Origin of the sequence: Polycladomyces abyssicola (assembly GCF_018326425.1) — a bacterium.
Lineage (GTDB): Bacteria > Bacillota > Bacilli > Thermoactinomycetales > JIR-001 > Polycladomyces > Polycladomyces abyssicola.
Map to the genome: position 1 here is coordinate 3095111 of NZ_AP024601.1, position 15304 is coordinate 3110414.

Annotated in this window: 18 protein-coding genes; 5 read left to right on the top strand and 13 right to left on the bottom strand. The window is 51.5% G+C overall.

Annotated features, from left to right (window positions below):
• The first annotated feature begins 138 nt into the window (after window positions 1-138).
• Window positions 139-642, top strand: a complete 504-nt coding sequence (locus KI215_RS15340; protein WP_212773546.1) for a hypothetical protein — start codon at window positions 139-141, stop codon at window positions 640-642.
• Window positions 643-790: 148 nt separating this feature from the next.
• Here KI215_RS15340 and KI215_RS15345 read toward each other — a convergent pair whose 3' ends face one another.
• Window positions 791-1027 carry a DivIVA domain-containing protein gene (locus tag KI215_RS15345; protein WP_212773547.1) on the bottom strand — a complete coding sequence of 79 codons (237 nt, stop codon included), beginning with the start codon at window positions 1025-1027 and terminating at the stop codon, window positions 791-793.
• A 173-nt stretch (window positions 1028-1200) separates the two neighbouring features.
• Here KI215_RS15345 and KI215_RS15350 point away from each other — a divergent pair, with 173 nt between their 5' ends.
• The 3 genes from KI215_RS15350 (at window position 1201) to KI215_RS15360 (ending at window position 3337) form a co-directional block, all read left to right on the top strand.
• A complete protein-coding gene (locus KI215_RS15350; protein WP_212773548.1) occupies window positions 1201-1704 on the top strand; it encodes a hypothetical protein in 504 nt (167 codons plus the stop codon).
• Between the two features lie 658 nt (window positions 1705-2362).
• Window positions 2363-2578 (top strand): PAAR domain-containing protein, encoded by a 216-nt coding sequence (locus tag KI215_RS15355; RefSeq protein WP_212773549.1) that lies wholly within the window; start codon window positions 2363-2365, stop codon window positions 2576-2578.
• A 198-nt stretch (window positions 2579-2776) separates the two neighbouring features.
• Window positions 2777-3337: a flavodoxin family protein gene (locus tag KI215_RS15360; protein ID WP_338048310.1), complete on the top strand. Its 561-nt coding sequence runs from the start codon at window positions 2777-2779 to the stop codon at window positions 3335-3337.
• A gap of 125 nt (window positions 3338-3462) precedes the next feature.
• Here KI215_RS15360 and KI215_RS15365 read toward each other — a convergent pair whose 3' ends face one another.
• The gene (locus tag KI215_RS15365) at window positions 3463-3642 is read right to left on the bottom strand and encodes a hypothetical protein (protein ID WP_212773551.1); all 180 of its coding nucleotides are present in this window, start codon (window positions 3640-3642) and stop codon (window positions 3463-3465) included.
• Window positions 3643-3802: 160 nt separating this feature from the next.
• Between KI215_RS15365 and KI215_RS15370 the strand changes: the two genes are divergently transcribed.
• A complete protein-coding gene (locus KI215_RS15370) occupies window positions 3803-4582 on the top strand; it encodes a PaaX family transcriptional regulator C-terminal domain-containing protein (protein ID WP_212773552.1) in 780 nt (259 codons plus the stop codon).
• A 215-nt stretch (window positions 4583-4797) separates the two neighbouring features.
• On the opposite strand, the gene KI215_RS15375 is transcribed toward KI215_RS15370, so the two are convergent.
• The 11 genes from KI215_RS15375 to KI215_RS15425 form a co-directional block, all read right to left on the bottom strand.
• Entirely contained in the window at window positions 4798-5307 is a 510-nt protein-coding gene (locus tag KI215_RS15375; protein ID WP_212773553.1) for a hypothetical protein, read from the bottom strand.
• 201 nt (window positions 5308-5508) lie between these two features.
• Window positions 5509-6498: a hypothetical protein gene (locus KI215_RS15380; RefSeq protein ID WP_212773554.1), complete on the bottom strand. Its 990-nt coding sequence runs from the start codon at window positions 6496-6498 to the stop codon at window positions 5509-5511.
• A 1159-nt stretch (window positions 6499-7657) separates the two neighbouring features.
• On the bottom strand, window positions 7658-7795 hold the full coding sequence (locus KI215_RS15385) for a hypothetical protein (RefSeq protein WP_212773555.1): 138 nt from the start codon (window positions 7793-7795) through the stop codon (window positions 7658-7660).
• 91 nt (window positions 7796-7886) lie between these two features.
• Window positions 7887-8237, bottom strand: coding sequence for a GNAT family N-acetyltransferase (locus KI215_RS15390; protein WP_338048311.1), 351 nt, complete (start codon window positions 8235-8237; stop codon window positions 7887-7889).
• Window positions 8123-8407: a hypothetical protein gene (locus KI215_RS15395; protein WP_212773557.1), complete on the bottom strand. Its 285-nt coding sequence runs from the start codon at window positions 8405-8407 to the stop codon at window positions 8123-8125. Before KI215_RS15395 ends, KI215_RS15390 begins: the two co-directional genes overlap by 115 nt.
• A 53-nt stretch (window positions 8408-8460) precedes the next feature.
• Entirely contained in the window at window positions 8461-9228 is a 768-nt protein-coding gene (locus tag KI215_RS15400; RefSeq protein ID WP_212773558.1) for an SDR family NAD(P)-dependent oxidoreductase, read from the bottom strand.
• Between the two features lie 72 nt (window positions 9229-9300).
• Entirely contained in the window at window positions 9301-10671 is a 1371-nt protein-coding gene (locus tag KI215_RS15405; protein WP_212773559.1) for a glutamine synthetase family protein, read from the bottom strand.
• A 23-nt stretch (window positions 10672-10694) separates the two neighbouring features.
• Window positions 10695-12119 carry an NAD-dependent succinate-semialdehyde dehydrogenase gene (locus tag KI215_RS15410; RefSeq protein WP_212775239.1) on the bottom strand — a complete coding sequence of 475 codons (1425 nt, stop codon included), beginning with the start codon at window positions 12117-12119 and terminating at the stop codon, window positions 10695-10697.
• 145 nt (window positions 12120-12264) lie between these two features.
• A complete protein-coding gene (locus KI215_RS15415) occupies window positions 12265-13464 on the bottom strand; it encodes a M20 family metallopeptidase (protein ID WP_212773560.1) in 1200 nt (399 codons plus the stop codon).
• A gap of 88 nt (window positions 13465-13552) precedes the next feature.
• The gene (locus KI215_RS15420; RefSeq protein WP_212775240.1) at window positions 13553-15064 is read right to left on the bottom strand and encodes an amino acid permease; all 1512 of its coding nucleotides are present in this window, start codon (window positions 15062-15064) and stop codon (window positions 13553-13555) included.
• A gap of 4 nt (window positions 15065-15068) precedes the next feature.
• Window positions 15069-15233 carry a hypothetical protein gene (locus KI215_RS15425; RefSeq protein WP_212773561.1) on the bottom strand — a complete coding sequence of 55 codons (165 nt, stop codon included), beginning with the start codon at window positions 15231-15233 and terminating at the stop codon, window positions 15069-15071.
• Between the last annotated feature and the right edge of the window lie 71 nt (window positions 15234-15304).

Below are 15304 nucleotides of genomic sequence, written 5' to 3' on the forward strand. Positions count from 1 at the left end.
TACTTCTTTGCAGAGCGCCCGGAAAGCAATTGAACAGTACACCAGACACACTCTGGTACAGGAGGTGCATGGATATCCATTCTCCGGCAAACATTAATCCTAAAGCATTCTCATGGCACGGTGAAAGGGGAAGGTACATTGAACAAACCAACCATATGGAAAAAAAAGGCTTTTTGGACATGGGCGTTATTTTTATGCACCTTCGTTCCGGTATTGATGACAGGGTGCGTTCGACAAACATCCACATCAGAGGACACCGCCATCCAATTCTATAAGGCTGTATGGGTGGACGGCGACATTCAAGAGGCACGCTCTTTCACGGCTCCTTCAGTCAAGGGCAGAGAGTTGACTTGGCGCATAAAGGAGACACGCCGGATTCGACCGGTCAACAGTCCCATTCTCATCGTGGAATCCCCCATGCATGCATCGATGAACCCTGCACGGAAAATTTATCTGATCCGTCGCCCTCGTGACCGTCGCGACTTTCAAGTGGAACTCGCCCGTCGCGACGGACACTGGATCGTAACGGGCTTCAAACAAAACTACCACCCGCTTCGGGGTGGGTACAACAGCGATGAAACATTTGAACGCCTTCATCATGAACATCCGGGACTCAAGTGGCGGCACATCGATCAACCGTGAATCAAGGGACGGATTCCCTCTCCGTTTCCGGAAGCTAACGGGAATACCGTCCCTCCCTTTCATCCGGGTATCCCTTTTTTCCCGCTCCCGTTCGCCGAGCGATAGGACATTGTCTATTGAAAAGCACCCTCTCTTGGTTCTAAGAACCTTATGCCATCCGCTCCAGGCGTTCCAACCGGTGCAAAATGTCATCGATCACTTCACGATTGACCGCTTGCGCTTTGGCTCTCTCCAGTTCCTCCTTCAAACGCTCGTTCTCCTCCAACACTTCCTCATAGTTTTGGATCACCAAGTCCAAAAACTCATCCACCGCTTGCCGGGAATATCCTTTTCGCTCGCGCGGGAAATCCTTGTTGAAAATGTCTTTGGGCGTTAAACGTTCCATCGGACTCCTCCTTCACCTTCCCGATTAAAAACCTTGTATTCTTCCCCCATTGTAGTGGAATCTGATGATTCCGCCAATAGAGTAAATATTCGTATAAAAAGAAAAAAATGAGTGGTTTATTCTGTACAAATCAGTTTTTCTGTGATATCGTAAATCCGCCGCAATAACGTGGAATGAAAGGGGATACGGATGGAAGAGGAACGTCCCGTCTGGCGGCGCTATGTGGAATTCGTTCTCCGTGCCATCGTATTCTGTTTGGCTCTGCCATTTTACTTGATTGTGACTTTTCCCCGTTGGTGCTGGCATCATATGCTGTACCCATTTTTCCGGTGGATCGGTCGCTCTTTGAGTGCGATCGGGCGATGGTGTTGGCGATGGTGCATTGTCATACCTATTCACTGGGCATGGAATCATCTCATCACCACCCCGGTGAGATGGGTATGGAAGCGGATTGTGATCCCTATTTCACGTTGGTCCTCCCAAGTGTTGATCTGGTTGTGGCATCATCTGATCGTTTCTCCGCTTACGCGATTCTTCCGCATCATCGCGGCTCTCGTCTGCTGGCTGTGGCCGGTGTTGGTGTCGATTGCAAAGTGGGTGTGGCGATTCGGACTGGCTGTCCCGCTGTCATGGATTTGGCACAGATGCATCGTCCCCCCGATTCGTTGGCTGTTTAACGTTGCTTTTCCCGCGCTGTATCGGTTGTGGCGTATTTGCATCCTTCTCCCCATTCAGTGGATATGGCAGTCTGTCTTGCTTCCACCGTTACGGTGGGTTTGGCGACACGCTGTTATACTGCCGCTTCTGTGGATTTGGCAAGGAATCCGTATCTTGATTCCTTGGATCTGGCATTATGCTATCCTACTTCCCATCGGCTATATCTGGAGAGCGTGCCGGCGCTTGTTTATTGAACTTTCATATATATCCAAACAAATCTGGAACCTGATCGCCAGGGTCGGAAGATGGATATTCGGTCACCTTCTCATTCCTTTTTTCCGTTGGCTGTGGTTATATGTGCTACGCCCACCTCTCTCGTGGGTTTGGTGGGTCACCCTTTGGATCTATCGCGGGTTGAAATGGTTGCTGGTTCACGGAATATACCGACCTCTTCGGTGGATTGTGATTCATGCCATGATTCAACCGGGTCGATTGATCTGGCATCATATCCGAAAAACGGTGAAACTGTGCCGGCAATGGTGTAAAGAGCTTTCGAACGCTTTGAAGGAAATATGGACGGGACGACATTGACAAGGTTCAGGAATCTGTTTAGCGACACATCATCGACACCCCCACCTCATAAGTTTGATGGTATGCCACGGTCAAAGGAGGAAAGGAATGGGTGTTTTGTACGATATTGCGCAACTGGCCAAAAAAAATGACGTCAGAGCGCGAATTATGCTGCGGACCATGCTGCTTTCCAACCTTACCAACGTCCCTTTGCAAAAACATCCCCGCCTGAACCACGCCAAACATCAGCCGGCAGCTCGTGTTTTGGATAGGACAACATGTGATGGGGTTCAGTCGGAGCTGTTTGCCAAAAAAACTTTTTGAATGCCGGACCATTGGCTTAGGTCGCCGCCCTCCCGGAAACATCCAAAATTTCCAGACGCGCCTTGGCAAGTATTTGTTGGACCTCTTTTCTCTTGACTCCGGATGCTGCGACTCATCCGGAGTCTTTTTGTGGTCTGGGGGAAGACAAACCGCTACAATACAATAAGGTGCAGCAACCCTCACGCACGAAGAAGGGTGGTGAAGGATTTGAGCATTCTGGTTTTATATGGAAGCCAACGTGAGGAGAGCAACGCCAAAAAGCTGACACAGGCGGCATTGAAAGGAATCCCCCATCAAGCGATCGATCTCAAGGATCACACCATCCTCCCCATAGATGATCGCCGTCATGTCCCGGGCGGATTTCTGCCTGTAGACGATGATTACGATACTGTCATCCAAGAGGTGTTGCGTCACGATACGCTGATTTTCAGCTTGCCGATCTATTGGTACGGCATTCCGGGGCGGATGAAAAATTTTATCGACCGATGGTCGGTCAGCCTACGGGATTCCCGTTTTGATTTCAAGGAAATCATGCGGCGCAAAACAGCCTACATCATCGCCGTCGGCGGTGACAATCCCCGTGTCAAAGGCTTGCCACTCATCCAACAATTCCAGTACATCTTCGATTTCGTGGGTGTGACGTTCGCCGGCTACATCATCGGTCAAGCAAACCGACCGGGGGAAATCGAAAACGATTTTAGGGCGCTGGCCGAGGTGGAACAACTGAACCGCATTTTGCGACAGATCGTTCAGGAATGATAGAAAAAGGACCGGGATTATCCGGTCTTTTTTCTTGGGACGTCACTCGTTACGCTGGTGGACATATGTGACCGACAGAGGGGCCGCATGCTAACCCCTGACCGCGTCCCGAGCATCGGCTTTCTTCATTTCTTTTGCCCGTCCATCGAATGATCATCCATGGAGTACTGATCCGTCATTTTCTGGTCGCCCATTTCGTCGTCCATTTTTTTGTCCTGATTGGGCATGTCGCCCATGTTATGGTCATTCATCCCTTTTTCGCTCATGTTTCCCTTGTTCATTTGTTGGTCCATGCCGTTGTCCATTTTTTTCTCCATCCGCTTCCAATACGCAGTTGATATGGTGATGTGGACCCCTTTTTGCGTACCCACCTGGAAAACGAGGAGCGCATCAGCATTCTGCTAGACGCTTTGGCCACCATCTCCTCGCGTATGTTACAATTTTTTTGAGGATGGGGGTGAGCCCGTGATTTCTCTTGAAAGACAAATCCTTTATATTCTGATGAGAAAACCTGAAATAGAAGTGTCGGAACTGATCGACATCTACAACGGACGGCGATATTCTCCGCAATCGATTCGTAACGCGTTAAGCCGTCTCAAGCGACTGGGATACATTCGACACGATCGGCGGCGGTATTCGCTTACTCCTGCGGGGACAAACGTTTTGACGTCGTTTCAATTCAAATTGGCTCAAAAGGTTCGTACCTGGAACGGAACCTGGCATTTGGTCATGTATCAAATCCCCGAATCCCACCGAAGCTGTCGAAATACCTTGCGCCAAGAACTGATTCATCTAGGGTACGGTCAGTTGTATCACAGCGTATTTCTCTCTCCCCACGACCAAACGCAATCTGTCAGACAAATATTAGAGGAGCAGGGATTGAGCGAGTTTGTCAGCATGTTCACCGGACATTTCACTTTTGGGGAGATTCATTCGAGAGTGCATGAGATCTGGGACTTGAAGCACATCAGGGGGTTATACAGGGAATTTCTTGCCTGGGGTTCGGAAAAACGTAAACAAATATCCCGACGGCCTTCCATCCCGCCGTGGGACGCCTTTTTCGAAATTTTGGAGCTGGGTGAGCGTCTCGGGAATATTCTCCTTCAAGACCCAATCCTTCCTACTGAATTTCAGCCGAAGGATTGGCCTGGTCCCGAAGCATGGCGTTTGTACCGTGAGTTGTATCACCATTTGATTCAACACGTTGAAAGCGAAAAGGGCATTTTACAGTTGCCTCATAAATGAAAGCGCTTTCTGATTATGTACCACAGCAAACATTTTCATCTATAGCTAAAAAAACCGGGGCAGACCGAACATCTCGATCCAGAAAAAAGAAAGCAGACGGGAATAAATTTACCAACATGTTGACAGGTGGGGACCCTGAAATTACCCAAACAGCTGAGCATTATTATATGCTGGTCTCGATGCTTGCACCATGTCTCAAAGAGCATATGCTCCAACTAATCTGTGGGATTTACCATTGAAGCATCCGTTTCTTGATCCATTTCCACCAGAGGAGACCAAAGGAAATTCCTGCACTCATTGAAAATGCATATAACTCTATGAAATAACTCAATTTTTTTAAATGCCTTAAACTGATTAAAGAAGTTAGGTGGATGCTGAAATCCCATGAGGAAAATACCAGTTGGAATAAAGCACAAGACAACTCCGACTAAAGAATATAGCAGAGCCCCTCGTTTTCGACCATAAAATTGATCCAAGAGCAGAAAGACAAAGAGATACAAAGGAAGAAAGACGAGAATAAATACTAGGACCCACACAAATAGCTCGATACTGTGTCCAGACACAGATCTCCACAATTTTCGTAAGGAGAAATCTTCAATAATCGTGACGAGCCAGATGGTTTTCCTAATAAAGAGTTGGATGTAGTAAGCAATGATACCGAACAAGAAGCTCATCAAAGCAACTTGAAGGAATCTTTTTAGAAAGATCTTAGTTGATTCTTTCATATTCTCCCTCCTTATCTATTCACAAATGAATGAACATATACTTTTCTTAACACTTACAAGTCAAGGAGTTATCGAGATGAGTCCAAAAACGGCTCTTAGCAGTGCATCCGAGCAAGCAGCAGATACTCCCTCAGGAGCTTCTAACGGCGCTCTCTAAAAAAGATTCCTTCAACTGAAGGAATCTTTTTTGGCCATCAATTTTTACCTCTTAACAATCTTTCTGATATCCCCATAGTAAAGGTGGTAAGTTTTCTTTATGCCACCTCGGCGGTACTTTTTCGCTCCCGACTCATAGTTGACATACAATTGATTTCCAACTTGGACTATTTCCTCGGCCATCGAATACATCTTCAACGATTTTACTTTGTTCGTTGTACCGAGTCCCTTATAGATATCCAAGGTACTGTTTTTCTTTCGACCAAAGGATCGACTGTAGAGAATATAACCACGGTTGTTTACATCTTTTCCGTAGAACTCTACACCTTGCACATTGGACGGCGTTTGATAGGAGACATATTTCAAAGACATATTCTCTTTGGAATCCAAGTTATGGCAGTACAATCTACCTGCTCTTTTATCTACGAATTTACCGATACATAGTTGTTTCGTAGGGTTTTTCTGCTTTACCTTGTACTTGAAATGATAAGTAACATAAGAAACACCATGTTTCAGGTTATATATCTTTTTGGGATAAATCGGTTGATCATCTTTTTTATTGACCAGTTGAGATAGGGGATACTGTAGCAGATAGTTCTTGCCACCAGTGGTAGAAGCAACCCATAGATAACGAGGAGTTACTGTAATTCCCCCCACATGTCCTTTATGTTTTTTGCCTTTTTTCTCATACAAATAAACGTTTTTTACAAATTTACCGGATTTTCTGTCCACGACAGATATTGTGCTAGGGTGCCCCTGTGAGCCTTTCCCTTCGTCCCAGTAATCGGAAATGAGAAGCCAATTCTTGGATTTCAGGTAGCTAAGTCCTTGTGGGATCCATCCATGATTTTTGACTCCTGGAATGGTAGGCCCCACCTTAAACAGCTTTGACTGTTCCGGCCTGTCCACTGGCGGCGTTGGACTTGGGCCTGGTGATGGCTTTGGTGTCGGGCTTGCCTCTACAGCTAAAGGTGTTCCCATAAGGCTCACTATACAAATAAAAGCAACTACGATCGACCATTTCTTACCATTCATTTGGAAACCTCCTTGATAAATGATATGGCATGGCATCTCTTGATCAAATGCCTTTGTGGGGTGGGTATCACACTTTAGACAGAAAAACAAGCACCTAAGGGGTAAAAAATCAAAGGGCTGAGGTGGGAGTCGGGTTGTGGTGTGAGTTTAGGTTGTAGATGAGGCAGAGCTTAACGATGAGCGAACGTCTCCTGAGTGGTAGACTTAGCAGGTTTCTGGGATTTGAGTGTGGTATATCTCCTGTCAGAAGCCAGGAAGAATGATGGCGAGGTTTGATCCTCTCGGTCGCTACAGCGACGGAGAGGTGGATGGATACGATGAAGGAAATGATCATGCTGATTGCGCTGGTCGTTCGAGTCATCCCAGAAAAAGCGGTGACCCGCCAGGCCGGAAACGATGCGGGTCACTATCAGTGTTAGTCTCATTTAGGATCACGCCCTGCTTGAGGCGTAACTTTCCCCTCGCACCCATTATACTATACCAATATATGTAAATCAAACTGTTTGAGCGGGTCTTGTAATCCCGTCAAAGCGCGATTCCCCAAGACCTTTTGGCTTCCTCTTCCGCCCCAGAGTATTTCGTCATAAATGACTCAAGTCCAAACATCCGCAGCAAAAGGTGAAAACAAAAAGGCGCGGAATGAACCGCGCCCAAAAAAGGTTAAAGAGCATGTGCTGAAAGGGGAACTTTCCCGAATAGTGGAGGAGCTTCTGTTTGCCTATGTCACAAATCAAGGTAATAAAACGGTATCGGTGATTAACACGGGGTTTACTTATATATATGACACAAAGGCATAGAAAGGTTGGGCCAACTATGAAAATCCGCATTCAACTACCGCTCTTGGAACTGAACGGAGTTCTGGCAAGGATTTTCCGCTTTTAAGAAGTGGCGTTTTTTATTACCGAATAGGAATTCGGTACAACGTAACCCTCGTGGATGGATGTGAGTGCCACATCAGTGAAGCGAGAGCCCACGGTAACCAACGAGAGGGACGCTGGTGCTTTATCCAACTGGGAAGTCACCTGTTGTAAAAGTGGAATCGTTTGTATATACTAAATGTGAAAAGGCCGGTAGCGCCAACTACCGACCTGCCCTGACCACCAGATGTGCGGTGGCAGTGGGTCCAAGTCATTCAAACTTCAATTACTCAGAACTCCACTTACCTGCCGGGTGTGGAGTTTTTGTTTTTCTTTTTGTCGTTGTCCTGCTTGAACAATCGACTAAGTATCCATGGCAGAGCCACGGTGATGGTACTGGATATCACCGCAATTACGGCGTCATGTACCAACTTCTCCAAGCGGATCACCTCCTTGCTTGGAGGCTCACCGCACACCCGGCGGCGTCATCGGGCTATACAATTATATCATATCATCGGATAATTTGGAATCTTACTCAAAGTGCATTTCATACCTCATACAGATGATCTGCTTGACCCCGGAAGGCAAGCGTTTCTCCTTCCTTTCGTACTCACGGAATCCCAACGCGCGCCAAAACGAAAGCGCGTCCCGGTTTTCCTTCACCACCCCCAGACGCACCTCGGGCCACCCTTGGGTGGCTGCCCACTGGAGGAATCCTCCCGCCGATTCGCGGCCAAAACCGCGTCTCTGAAAGTCGCGGTGGATCATCAACAGCCCCAACCACGGCATACCATCTTTGTCCGACCGTTCCCAGTATCCAGGATCCCTATGAGCTTCCGGTCCTCCCGCCGAAAGACTCCCAGCGGTATACGGCCCGTCCATTCGGCCACCTGCAGGTCCCGCAACATCTGATCGCGGGTATAGACACCCACTCCATCGGGAGTACCTTCCGTAAGACAGAGATAATCTGGATTGGACAAATAAACGAGATAGAGTTCATTCAAGTGCTCGTCTTCGATCGGGGCTACCGTCAACCGCTGGGTTTCAAACACTCCGGTTTCCTCCCATTTTCCATAAAAAGTCCCCCTTAAGGGGGAACGAGCTTTTAAAAATAGTTGCTGGTAATCCCACCGTCGATGGTGATGACCGCGCCGTTGGTCCAATCGGATTCGTCGGAGGCAAGGTAAATCGCGCAATGGACGATGTCCTCCGGTCGGCCGAACCGTCCGCTGGGCTGGCGGCTGAGGCGGATGCGCCGGGCTTCCTCATCCTTCAACAGCCATTCCGTCATCAGCGGGGTTTCAATCGGCCCCGGACAGATCACGTTGCTTCGAATCCCTTTGGGCCGGAATTGAATGGCCAGCGATTTCGTGAGGGAAATCACTGCCCCCTTGGAAGCGGTATAAGCGTCTTGAGGTACACTGCACCCGACCAGGGCGACAAAGGAAGCTATATTGATGATCGACCCTTTCCCCTGTCGGATCATATGGGGAATCGTGTATTTGCAGGTCAGAAAGATACCCCGGACATTTACCGCCATCACCTGATCCCATACCTCAACGGATGTGTCAATGACGGAGTGATCCGCTTCCGGCATAATCCCCGCGTTATTGTACAGCACATCCAGCCGGCCAAACCGTTGATGGGCTCCTTCGATCGCCTGCTTCACACTGGCCTCATCGGCCACATCGCAGGGGAAGAAAGCCGCTTCTCCCCCTTGCCGGACGATGGATTCAGCTGCTTCTCGCCCCGCCTCCTCGTTCCGTTCCAGCACGGCGACTTTTGCTCCCTCGGCGGCGAACATCTCCGCCGCCTTTTTTCCCATCCCGCTACCGGCACCGGTGATGACAGCTACTTTCTCTTTCAGGCGCATGAAAATCCCTCCTGCAAACGGTGTGATATCCTTGTGCTTCATCTGTATGGAGTATCAAGTCACATACGCTTGTTAAATGCGTTCAAAGTATCGCCGTTTTTCCCAATCGGTGACGATTCGGTCATACGCTTGCTGTTCCACCCGAGCAGCATTCAGGTAGTGAGCGGCGACCTCTTCTCCCAACGCTTTCCGAACGAACCCGCTTTCGGAAAACGCCAAGATCGCTTCGTACAGGGAAACAGGGAGACGGTGTGTACCGGTCTGATTATATCCGTTGCCTTCACAGGCCGCGTCCAGCTCATAACCTTGTTCGATGCCTTCCAATCCGGAAGCAATCATGGCCGCATATGCGAGATATGGATTGGCATCGGCTCCGGGGAAACGGTTTTCGATCCGGAGGCTCTCCCCTTTGCCCACGATTCGCAGCCCACAGGTCCGGTTGTCCCAACCCCAGACGATGTTGGTCGGTGCCCAGCTGGCGGTGATGTACCGTTTGTAGGAATTGACATTGGGGGCAAACAGGATCGCCGTCTCCCGCATATGACGAATGACACCCGCAAGGAAATGACGCATCGTCCGTGACATGCCCCGCTCCTCCTCCGGATCGAAAAAGGCATTTTTCCCACTTTCCCGGTCCCTCAGGCTCACGTGAATGTGACAGCTGGAACCGGTCCATTCGTGATCCGGCTTGGCCATAAATGTCACTGCCACCCCTTGCTGGATCGCCATCTCCTTCATGCCGTGTTTGAGCAGCACGTGTCGGTCAGCTGCTTCCAACGCCGGACTGTACCGTACATTGATCTCATGCTGGGCGATGCCCGCTTCCCCTTTCGTGCACTCCACCGGGATCCCCGCCTGTGTGAGTTGCTCCCGGAACAAACGGTACAAAGGTTCATTTCGCGTTCCCTGCAAAAGTTGATAATCTTCATTATAATGACCGCCGAGATTCAACCCTTCATACCCCTTGCTCCACGCTTCTTCGTAGGTATTCCGGATCAGGTAAAACTCCAGCTCGCTCGCCATGTACAGATCAAAGCCCATTTGTGCGGCCCGTTCCAGCTGCCGCTTCAGGACGGAGCGCGGGGCGATCTCCACCAGTCTGCCTTCCTCATCCACCACATCTGCCAGGATCAAGGCCGTTTTTTCCAACCAAGGGATCAGGCGAAGCGTCTCCCAATCCGGCTTTGCCGTCCAATCGCCGTATCCCTTTTCCCACCCTACCGCTGAAAAACCCTCCGGGGTGGTCATTTCCATATCTGTCCCCAGCAAATAGTCGCAGAAATGCGTACCTTTATCCATGACTTCGAGGAAATAATCTGCTGTCAGCCGTTTGCCGACCAACCGCCCCTGCATATCGCAAAATCCCAGGATGATCGTATCCACCATATCTTCGGCAATCCATTGCTTCAAAATATCCGGAGATGCCGTCTGGACTGTCGTCATGGAATCTCCCCTTTCTCCACTTTTTACAGATTGATCGACAGATACTTGATGTTGAGAAACTCTTCCATCCCGTAACGTCCACCTTCTCGTCCCTGTCCGCTCTCCTTGATCCCTCCGAACGGCGCTTGCGGGACGCTCAAGGAGGTGCCATTCACCGCAACCATGCCGAATTCCAACCCCTCCGCCACCGTGAACGCGCGACGGATATCCTTGGTGAAAAAGTAGGCAGCCAGTCCGTAAGGAGTATCGTTCACCCGTTTCACGATCTCCTCCTCATCGGAAAAGGAAACCACGGGTGCTACCGGACCGAAAATTTCCTCCTGCGTAATGCGCATATCAAAGGACACACCGGCCAACACGGTAGGGGCGTAGAAGGTCCCCCGCGCCAACGGTCCTTCCAAAAGCCGCCGACCACCGGTCAAGATCTCGGCTCCCTTCTCCACCGCATCCCGGACCAGTTCGTCGATTTTCCTGATGCCGGATTCATCGATCACTGGGCCAATCTCGGTTCCCGGCTCCCAACCGAAACCAACACGGAGCTGCCCAACCCGTTCGACCAATTTTTGCAGGAAGTCATCCAGCAAATGCTCGTGGACGTAGATGACGTTGATCCCGTTACACATCTGCCCGCAGTTCTCAAATTTATTGCCCACCGCAGCCGCCACCGCACGATCCACGTCCGCATCGGAAAACACAATCAACGGTGCGTTGCCGCCCAGTTCCAACGACAGCCGTTTCACCTGCCGGGCCGAGGCTTCGATCAGCTGTTTGCCCACCTCGGTGGAACCGGTGAAGGAGATTTTCCGCACCTTGGGATCATCCAACAACGCTTGTCCGATTTCACTTGCGTTTCCCGTCACCAGGTTGGCCACACCGGTCGGTAGTCCCGTCTTCTCAAGCAATTGCATGAGAAAAGCGGCGGTCAAGGGAGTCTGGCTGGCCGGTTTCAACACCACCGTACATCCAGCGGCCAGTGCGGCTGCCATTTTCCGCGTTACCATCGTGGCCGGATAGTTCCACGGCGTGATCAATGCCGCCACGCCCAATGGTTGGCGAATCACCAGGATGCGTTGGTCGCGTTTGGAGCCGGGGAGGGCTTCCCCCGCCACCCGTTTGGCTTCTTCACCGTACCACTCCGAAAAATCCGCCGCCGCATCCACTTCTTCCAACGCTTCCGACAAAGGTTTCCCCTGCTCCATCGTAAGGAGGCGTGCCAACGACTCCCGGTTGCGACGGATTTCCTCCGCCCACTTTTTGAGATAAGCCCCCCGTTCGGCAGCCGTCAAACCGGACCAGGCGGGAAACGCCTGATGTGCGGCATCCACTGCTTGTGCTGTTTCCTTTCGACCTGCTTTGGGTACGTCCCCCACCACTTCCCCGTTGGCGGGGTTGATCACGGTAACTGTTTCGCCCGTTACGCTGTCCACCCATTGTCCACCGATCCACATCCGCTGATGGGTCGCTGTCCACGTCTGCATGTTCTCCCTCCTGATCCCTCTGTTTGATCCATTACAGACACACTGTGGTCCCTCAATGGGAAAAAGTTACCTTTACCTTGAATCGACGAACACCCGTTACGTCCCGGACGGGCGATCAGGCTCTGCCTTCCCGCATGTTCGCCAAGGGTGTACAAGACATCAACAGCGCCAACAAAGACGTTCGCGGCACCACACTTTCCGGTTCGATATATTCGTCCGGCCCGTGATCCAGTCCACCTACCGGCCCCAGCCCGTCCAAACACGGAACGCCATGCGCGGCGATCCAGTTGGCGTCGGAACCTCCGCCTGTGTCCGTGTCCCGCAAGTGAATCCCCAGGGACGACGCACACGCCCGGGCCAATACGGCCAGCCGTTCGATCGCCGGATTGCGGACCATGGGCGGAAACCACAGCTTCATGTCCGCTTCCATCCTCACCCCGGAGATGCCAGGCCGGGAAACCACCTCCCGCACCAACGCCTCCACGCGGGAAACGGCATCGGGGTGAAACAGACGGATATCCACTTGTGCTTCGGCCCGATCCGGCACCACGTTGGATCGGGTTCCGCCCTGGATCGTACCGATGTTGATCCGAAAAGTCTCCTCTTCCGACGCCCGCTTTCGGAGCCACTGGAGTCGATCGATCAGCTCCACTACGGCGTTGGCTCCCTTTTCCGGCTCGACACCCGCATGGGCGGATCGGCCGTGGGCGGTCAATATCAGCTGGATCACTCCCGCTCGGGCACTGACGATATTCCCATTGGCCCGTGCCGCTTCCAACACATAGACGGCATCCATCCCGGACAACAGCTCGATCATCCGATTCCGGGTGTGAAAAGAGCCAGTCTCCTCCTCGCTGTTCACCACCAAGCAGATTTCACCAAAATCCTCCCATCCCAGCCTCCGCAACACCTGAATGGCATATAGCCCCACCAACAATCCGCCCTTCATGTCACAAACTCCCGGCCCCACCAACCGATGACCCCGGCGTTGCATCGGCCTCTCTTCCGCCGTTCCGTCAGGGTAGACAGTATCGGCATGCCCCAGCAGACCGATCCGCCTCTGACCGCTTCCCCGCATCCGTCCCACCCACAATCCGGCACAGCCTTCGATTGGCAGATGGGTTACTTGAAAACCGGCGTCCGCCATCCAACCGGCGAAAATGTCTCCCGCCCGTTTCACACCTGCAGGGTTTTGCGTACCGCAATCGATTCCCACCAGTGTGCGCAATCGTTCTTCCCAACCAGCCGTTACGTCAGCGGCGACGGAACGGATTTGATCCGGTGTAAATGGTTTCCTTGATGAGGGATGGTTCATTGTTTTCCTCCTTTTCAGGCAATATCACATGCATCATTTTCAGGTCACTCGGGAAACCATCATCCGCTGATCGAATTGCCGGCACGCCCTAACCGCCCAGCTCGGCTTCACGCCGGGCCAACTCCTCAGCTGACACCCGCAAGGCGGCCTGGGGGCCCGGGAAATGATCCCGATAATATGCCAGATCCATGACCAACAGAATCAACATCATCGCCACAAGCGCGATCCCTGCATTTTGATTGGGCGGAATCACCATCACCACACTGATCAACACAATCCACATCAACGCGGCTACAGCAATCGGCTTACCCCACTTTCCCAGATTCCACGGGCCCAGATGACGCGGTGTGAACCTGCCTTTCGACTCGGCAGCCAGCCGGAGCCAAATGGGAATCCCGTAGGATACGTACAGTCCCACCACGCTGACCCCTGTTAAAAACGCCAGGGTGGTGTAAGTGGTATTGGGGTTGGCCATTTTGATGAAATAGTCAACCAATGCCAGGATGAATGACAAGATGACCGACAACCAGATCGCCGGAACGGGAGTCCGGTACCGTTTGCTGATCCGGGCGAACCAATCGCTGCGCGGCATCCCGTTGTCACGCGCAAAAGCGTACACCATTCGGGAGAAGGACGTGATGGAAGAAAGGCCGCAAAACCACATGGCCAACACGATCAGCCACAATATCGTTTGACCGAAGGTAGTACCCAATGCCTGGCTGATCACATAAATGAACGGATTCTCCGCAGATACCGCCGCCTTTACATCATGGACGGACAAGGTAACGAAAGCCAACATGACCATCCCGGCCACAAAGGAAAACGCCACGGACGAGAAGATTCCCCATGGCGCCCGCACCCGAGGGTTAATCGTCTCCTCAATGGTGTGGGCTGAAGCGTCGTAGCCGGTAAACGTCCATTGCGCCTGCAGCAAACCGATCAGGAAAGCCAGCCAATACGGCTTGTCCGAAAACGTTTCTCCCAGCCGGAACAGGGTATCAATCGGTTGTAAGGGACGGTTTCCCAGAAAAGCCAGACTCACGACCAAAATCAGCACCACCGCAATGTGATACCAAGCGGAAAAATCGTTCAGCCTGGCCACGATGCGAATCCCCACATGGTTGAGAATGCCGTGGGACAACAACACCAGGGCAAACAAGATCAATGTGGACGTCTCCGTCATCTGATAGCCCAACACCGGCGAGAGCAAACCGTCGGCAAAAAGGGCAACTGAGTAGTCAATGCCCGCCACGATCCCGATCTGGCCGATCAGATTGATCCAAGCCGTATACCACCCCCAGCGTTTGCTCCCCAAAAGCGAGGCCCAATGGTACAACGCTCCCGCCGTCGGAATCGCGGAAGCCAGCTCAGCCATGGATGCAGCCACCAACATGCAAAACAAGGCCACCAACGGCCAACCGAAGCCCATCATGCCCGTCCCGCCATATGTCAATCCGTGACCGTACAATGAGACGGCACCGGTTAAAATCGAAATGATGGAAAATGAAATGGCAAAATTCGAAAATCCGCCCATATCCCGCAACAGCTCTTGGGCATAGCCGAATCGGTGCAACAGCTTTTTGTCCTCGGACAACTGCATCTCCTTATGAGATTTGCTGGTCGTCAACCACGTCTCCCTCCTTCACGCTCCCAAGGAAACTCTCATGCGCTTCCTCGTCAAAAGAGCGCACATTCCGGTTGGCGATAGCACCAATCGTCACCGCCACCACGCAAGTGGCTGCGATCAACAACAACCCCCACACCGTCACCCGAACCACCTCTTTCTCCCGAGTACCATAGATGATGATATGGTCAGTTTATCATAAATAAAGCCAATGTT

Coding starts and splice junctions, on each gene's coding strand:
- KI215_RS15345 (WP_212773547.1), bottom strand. CDS start 1,027: ATGGAACGTTTAACGCCCAAAGACATTTTCAACAAGGATTTCCCGCGC.
- KI215_RS15350 (WP_212773548.1), top strand. CDS start 1,201: ATGAAAGGGGATACGGATGGAAGAGGAACGTCCCGTCTGGCGGCGCTA.
- KI215_RS15355 (WP_212773549.1), top strand. CDS start 2,363: ATGGGTGTTTTGTACGATATTGCGCAACTGGCCAAAAAAAATGACGTC.
- KI215_RS15365 (WP_212773551.1), bottom strand. CDS start 3,642: ATGGACAACGGCATGGACCAACAAATGAACAAGGGAAACATGAGCGAA.
- KI215_RS15375 (WP_212773553.1), bottom strand. CDS start 5,307: ATGAAAGAATCAACTAAGATCTTTCTAAAAAGATTCCTTCAAGTTGCT.
- KI215_RS15380 (WP_212773554.1), bottom strand. CDS start 6,498: ATGAATGGTAAGAAATGGTCGATCGTAGTTGCTTTTATTTGTATAGTG.
- KI215_RS15390 (WP_338048311.1), bottom strand. CDS start 8,237: ATGGACGGGCCGTATACCGCTGGGAGTCTTTCGGCGGGAGGACCGGAA.
- KI215_RS15400 (WP_212773558.1), bottom strand. CDS start 9,228: ATGCGCCTGAAAGAGAAAGTAGCTGTCATCACCGGTGCCGGTAGCGGG.
- KI215_RS15405 (WP_212773559.1), bottom strand. CDS start 10,671: ATGACGACAGTCCAGACGGCATCTCCGGATATTTTGAAGCAATGGATT.
- KI215_RS15410 (WP_212775239.1), bottom strand. CDS start 12,119: ATGTGGATCGGTGGACAATGGGTGGACAGCGTAACGGGCGAAACAGTT.
- KI215_RS15415 (WP_212773560.1), bottom strand. CDS start 13,464: ATGAACCATCCCTCATCAAGGAAACCATTTACACCGGATCAAATCCGT.
- KI215_RS15420 (WP_212775240.1), bottom strand. CDS start 15,064: ATGCAGTTGTCCGAGGACAAAAAGCTGTTGCACCGATTCGGCTATGCC.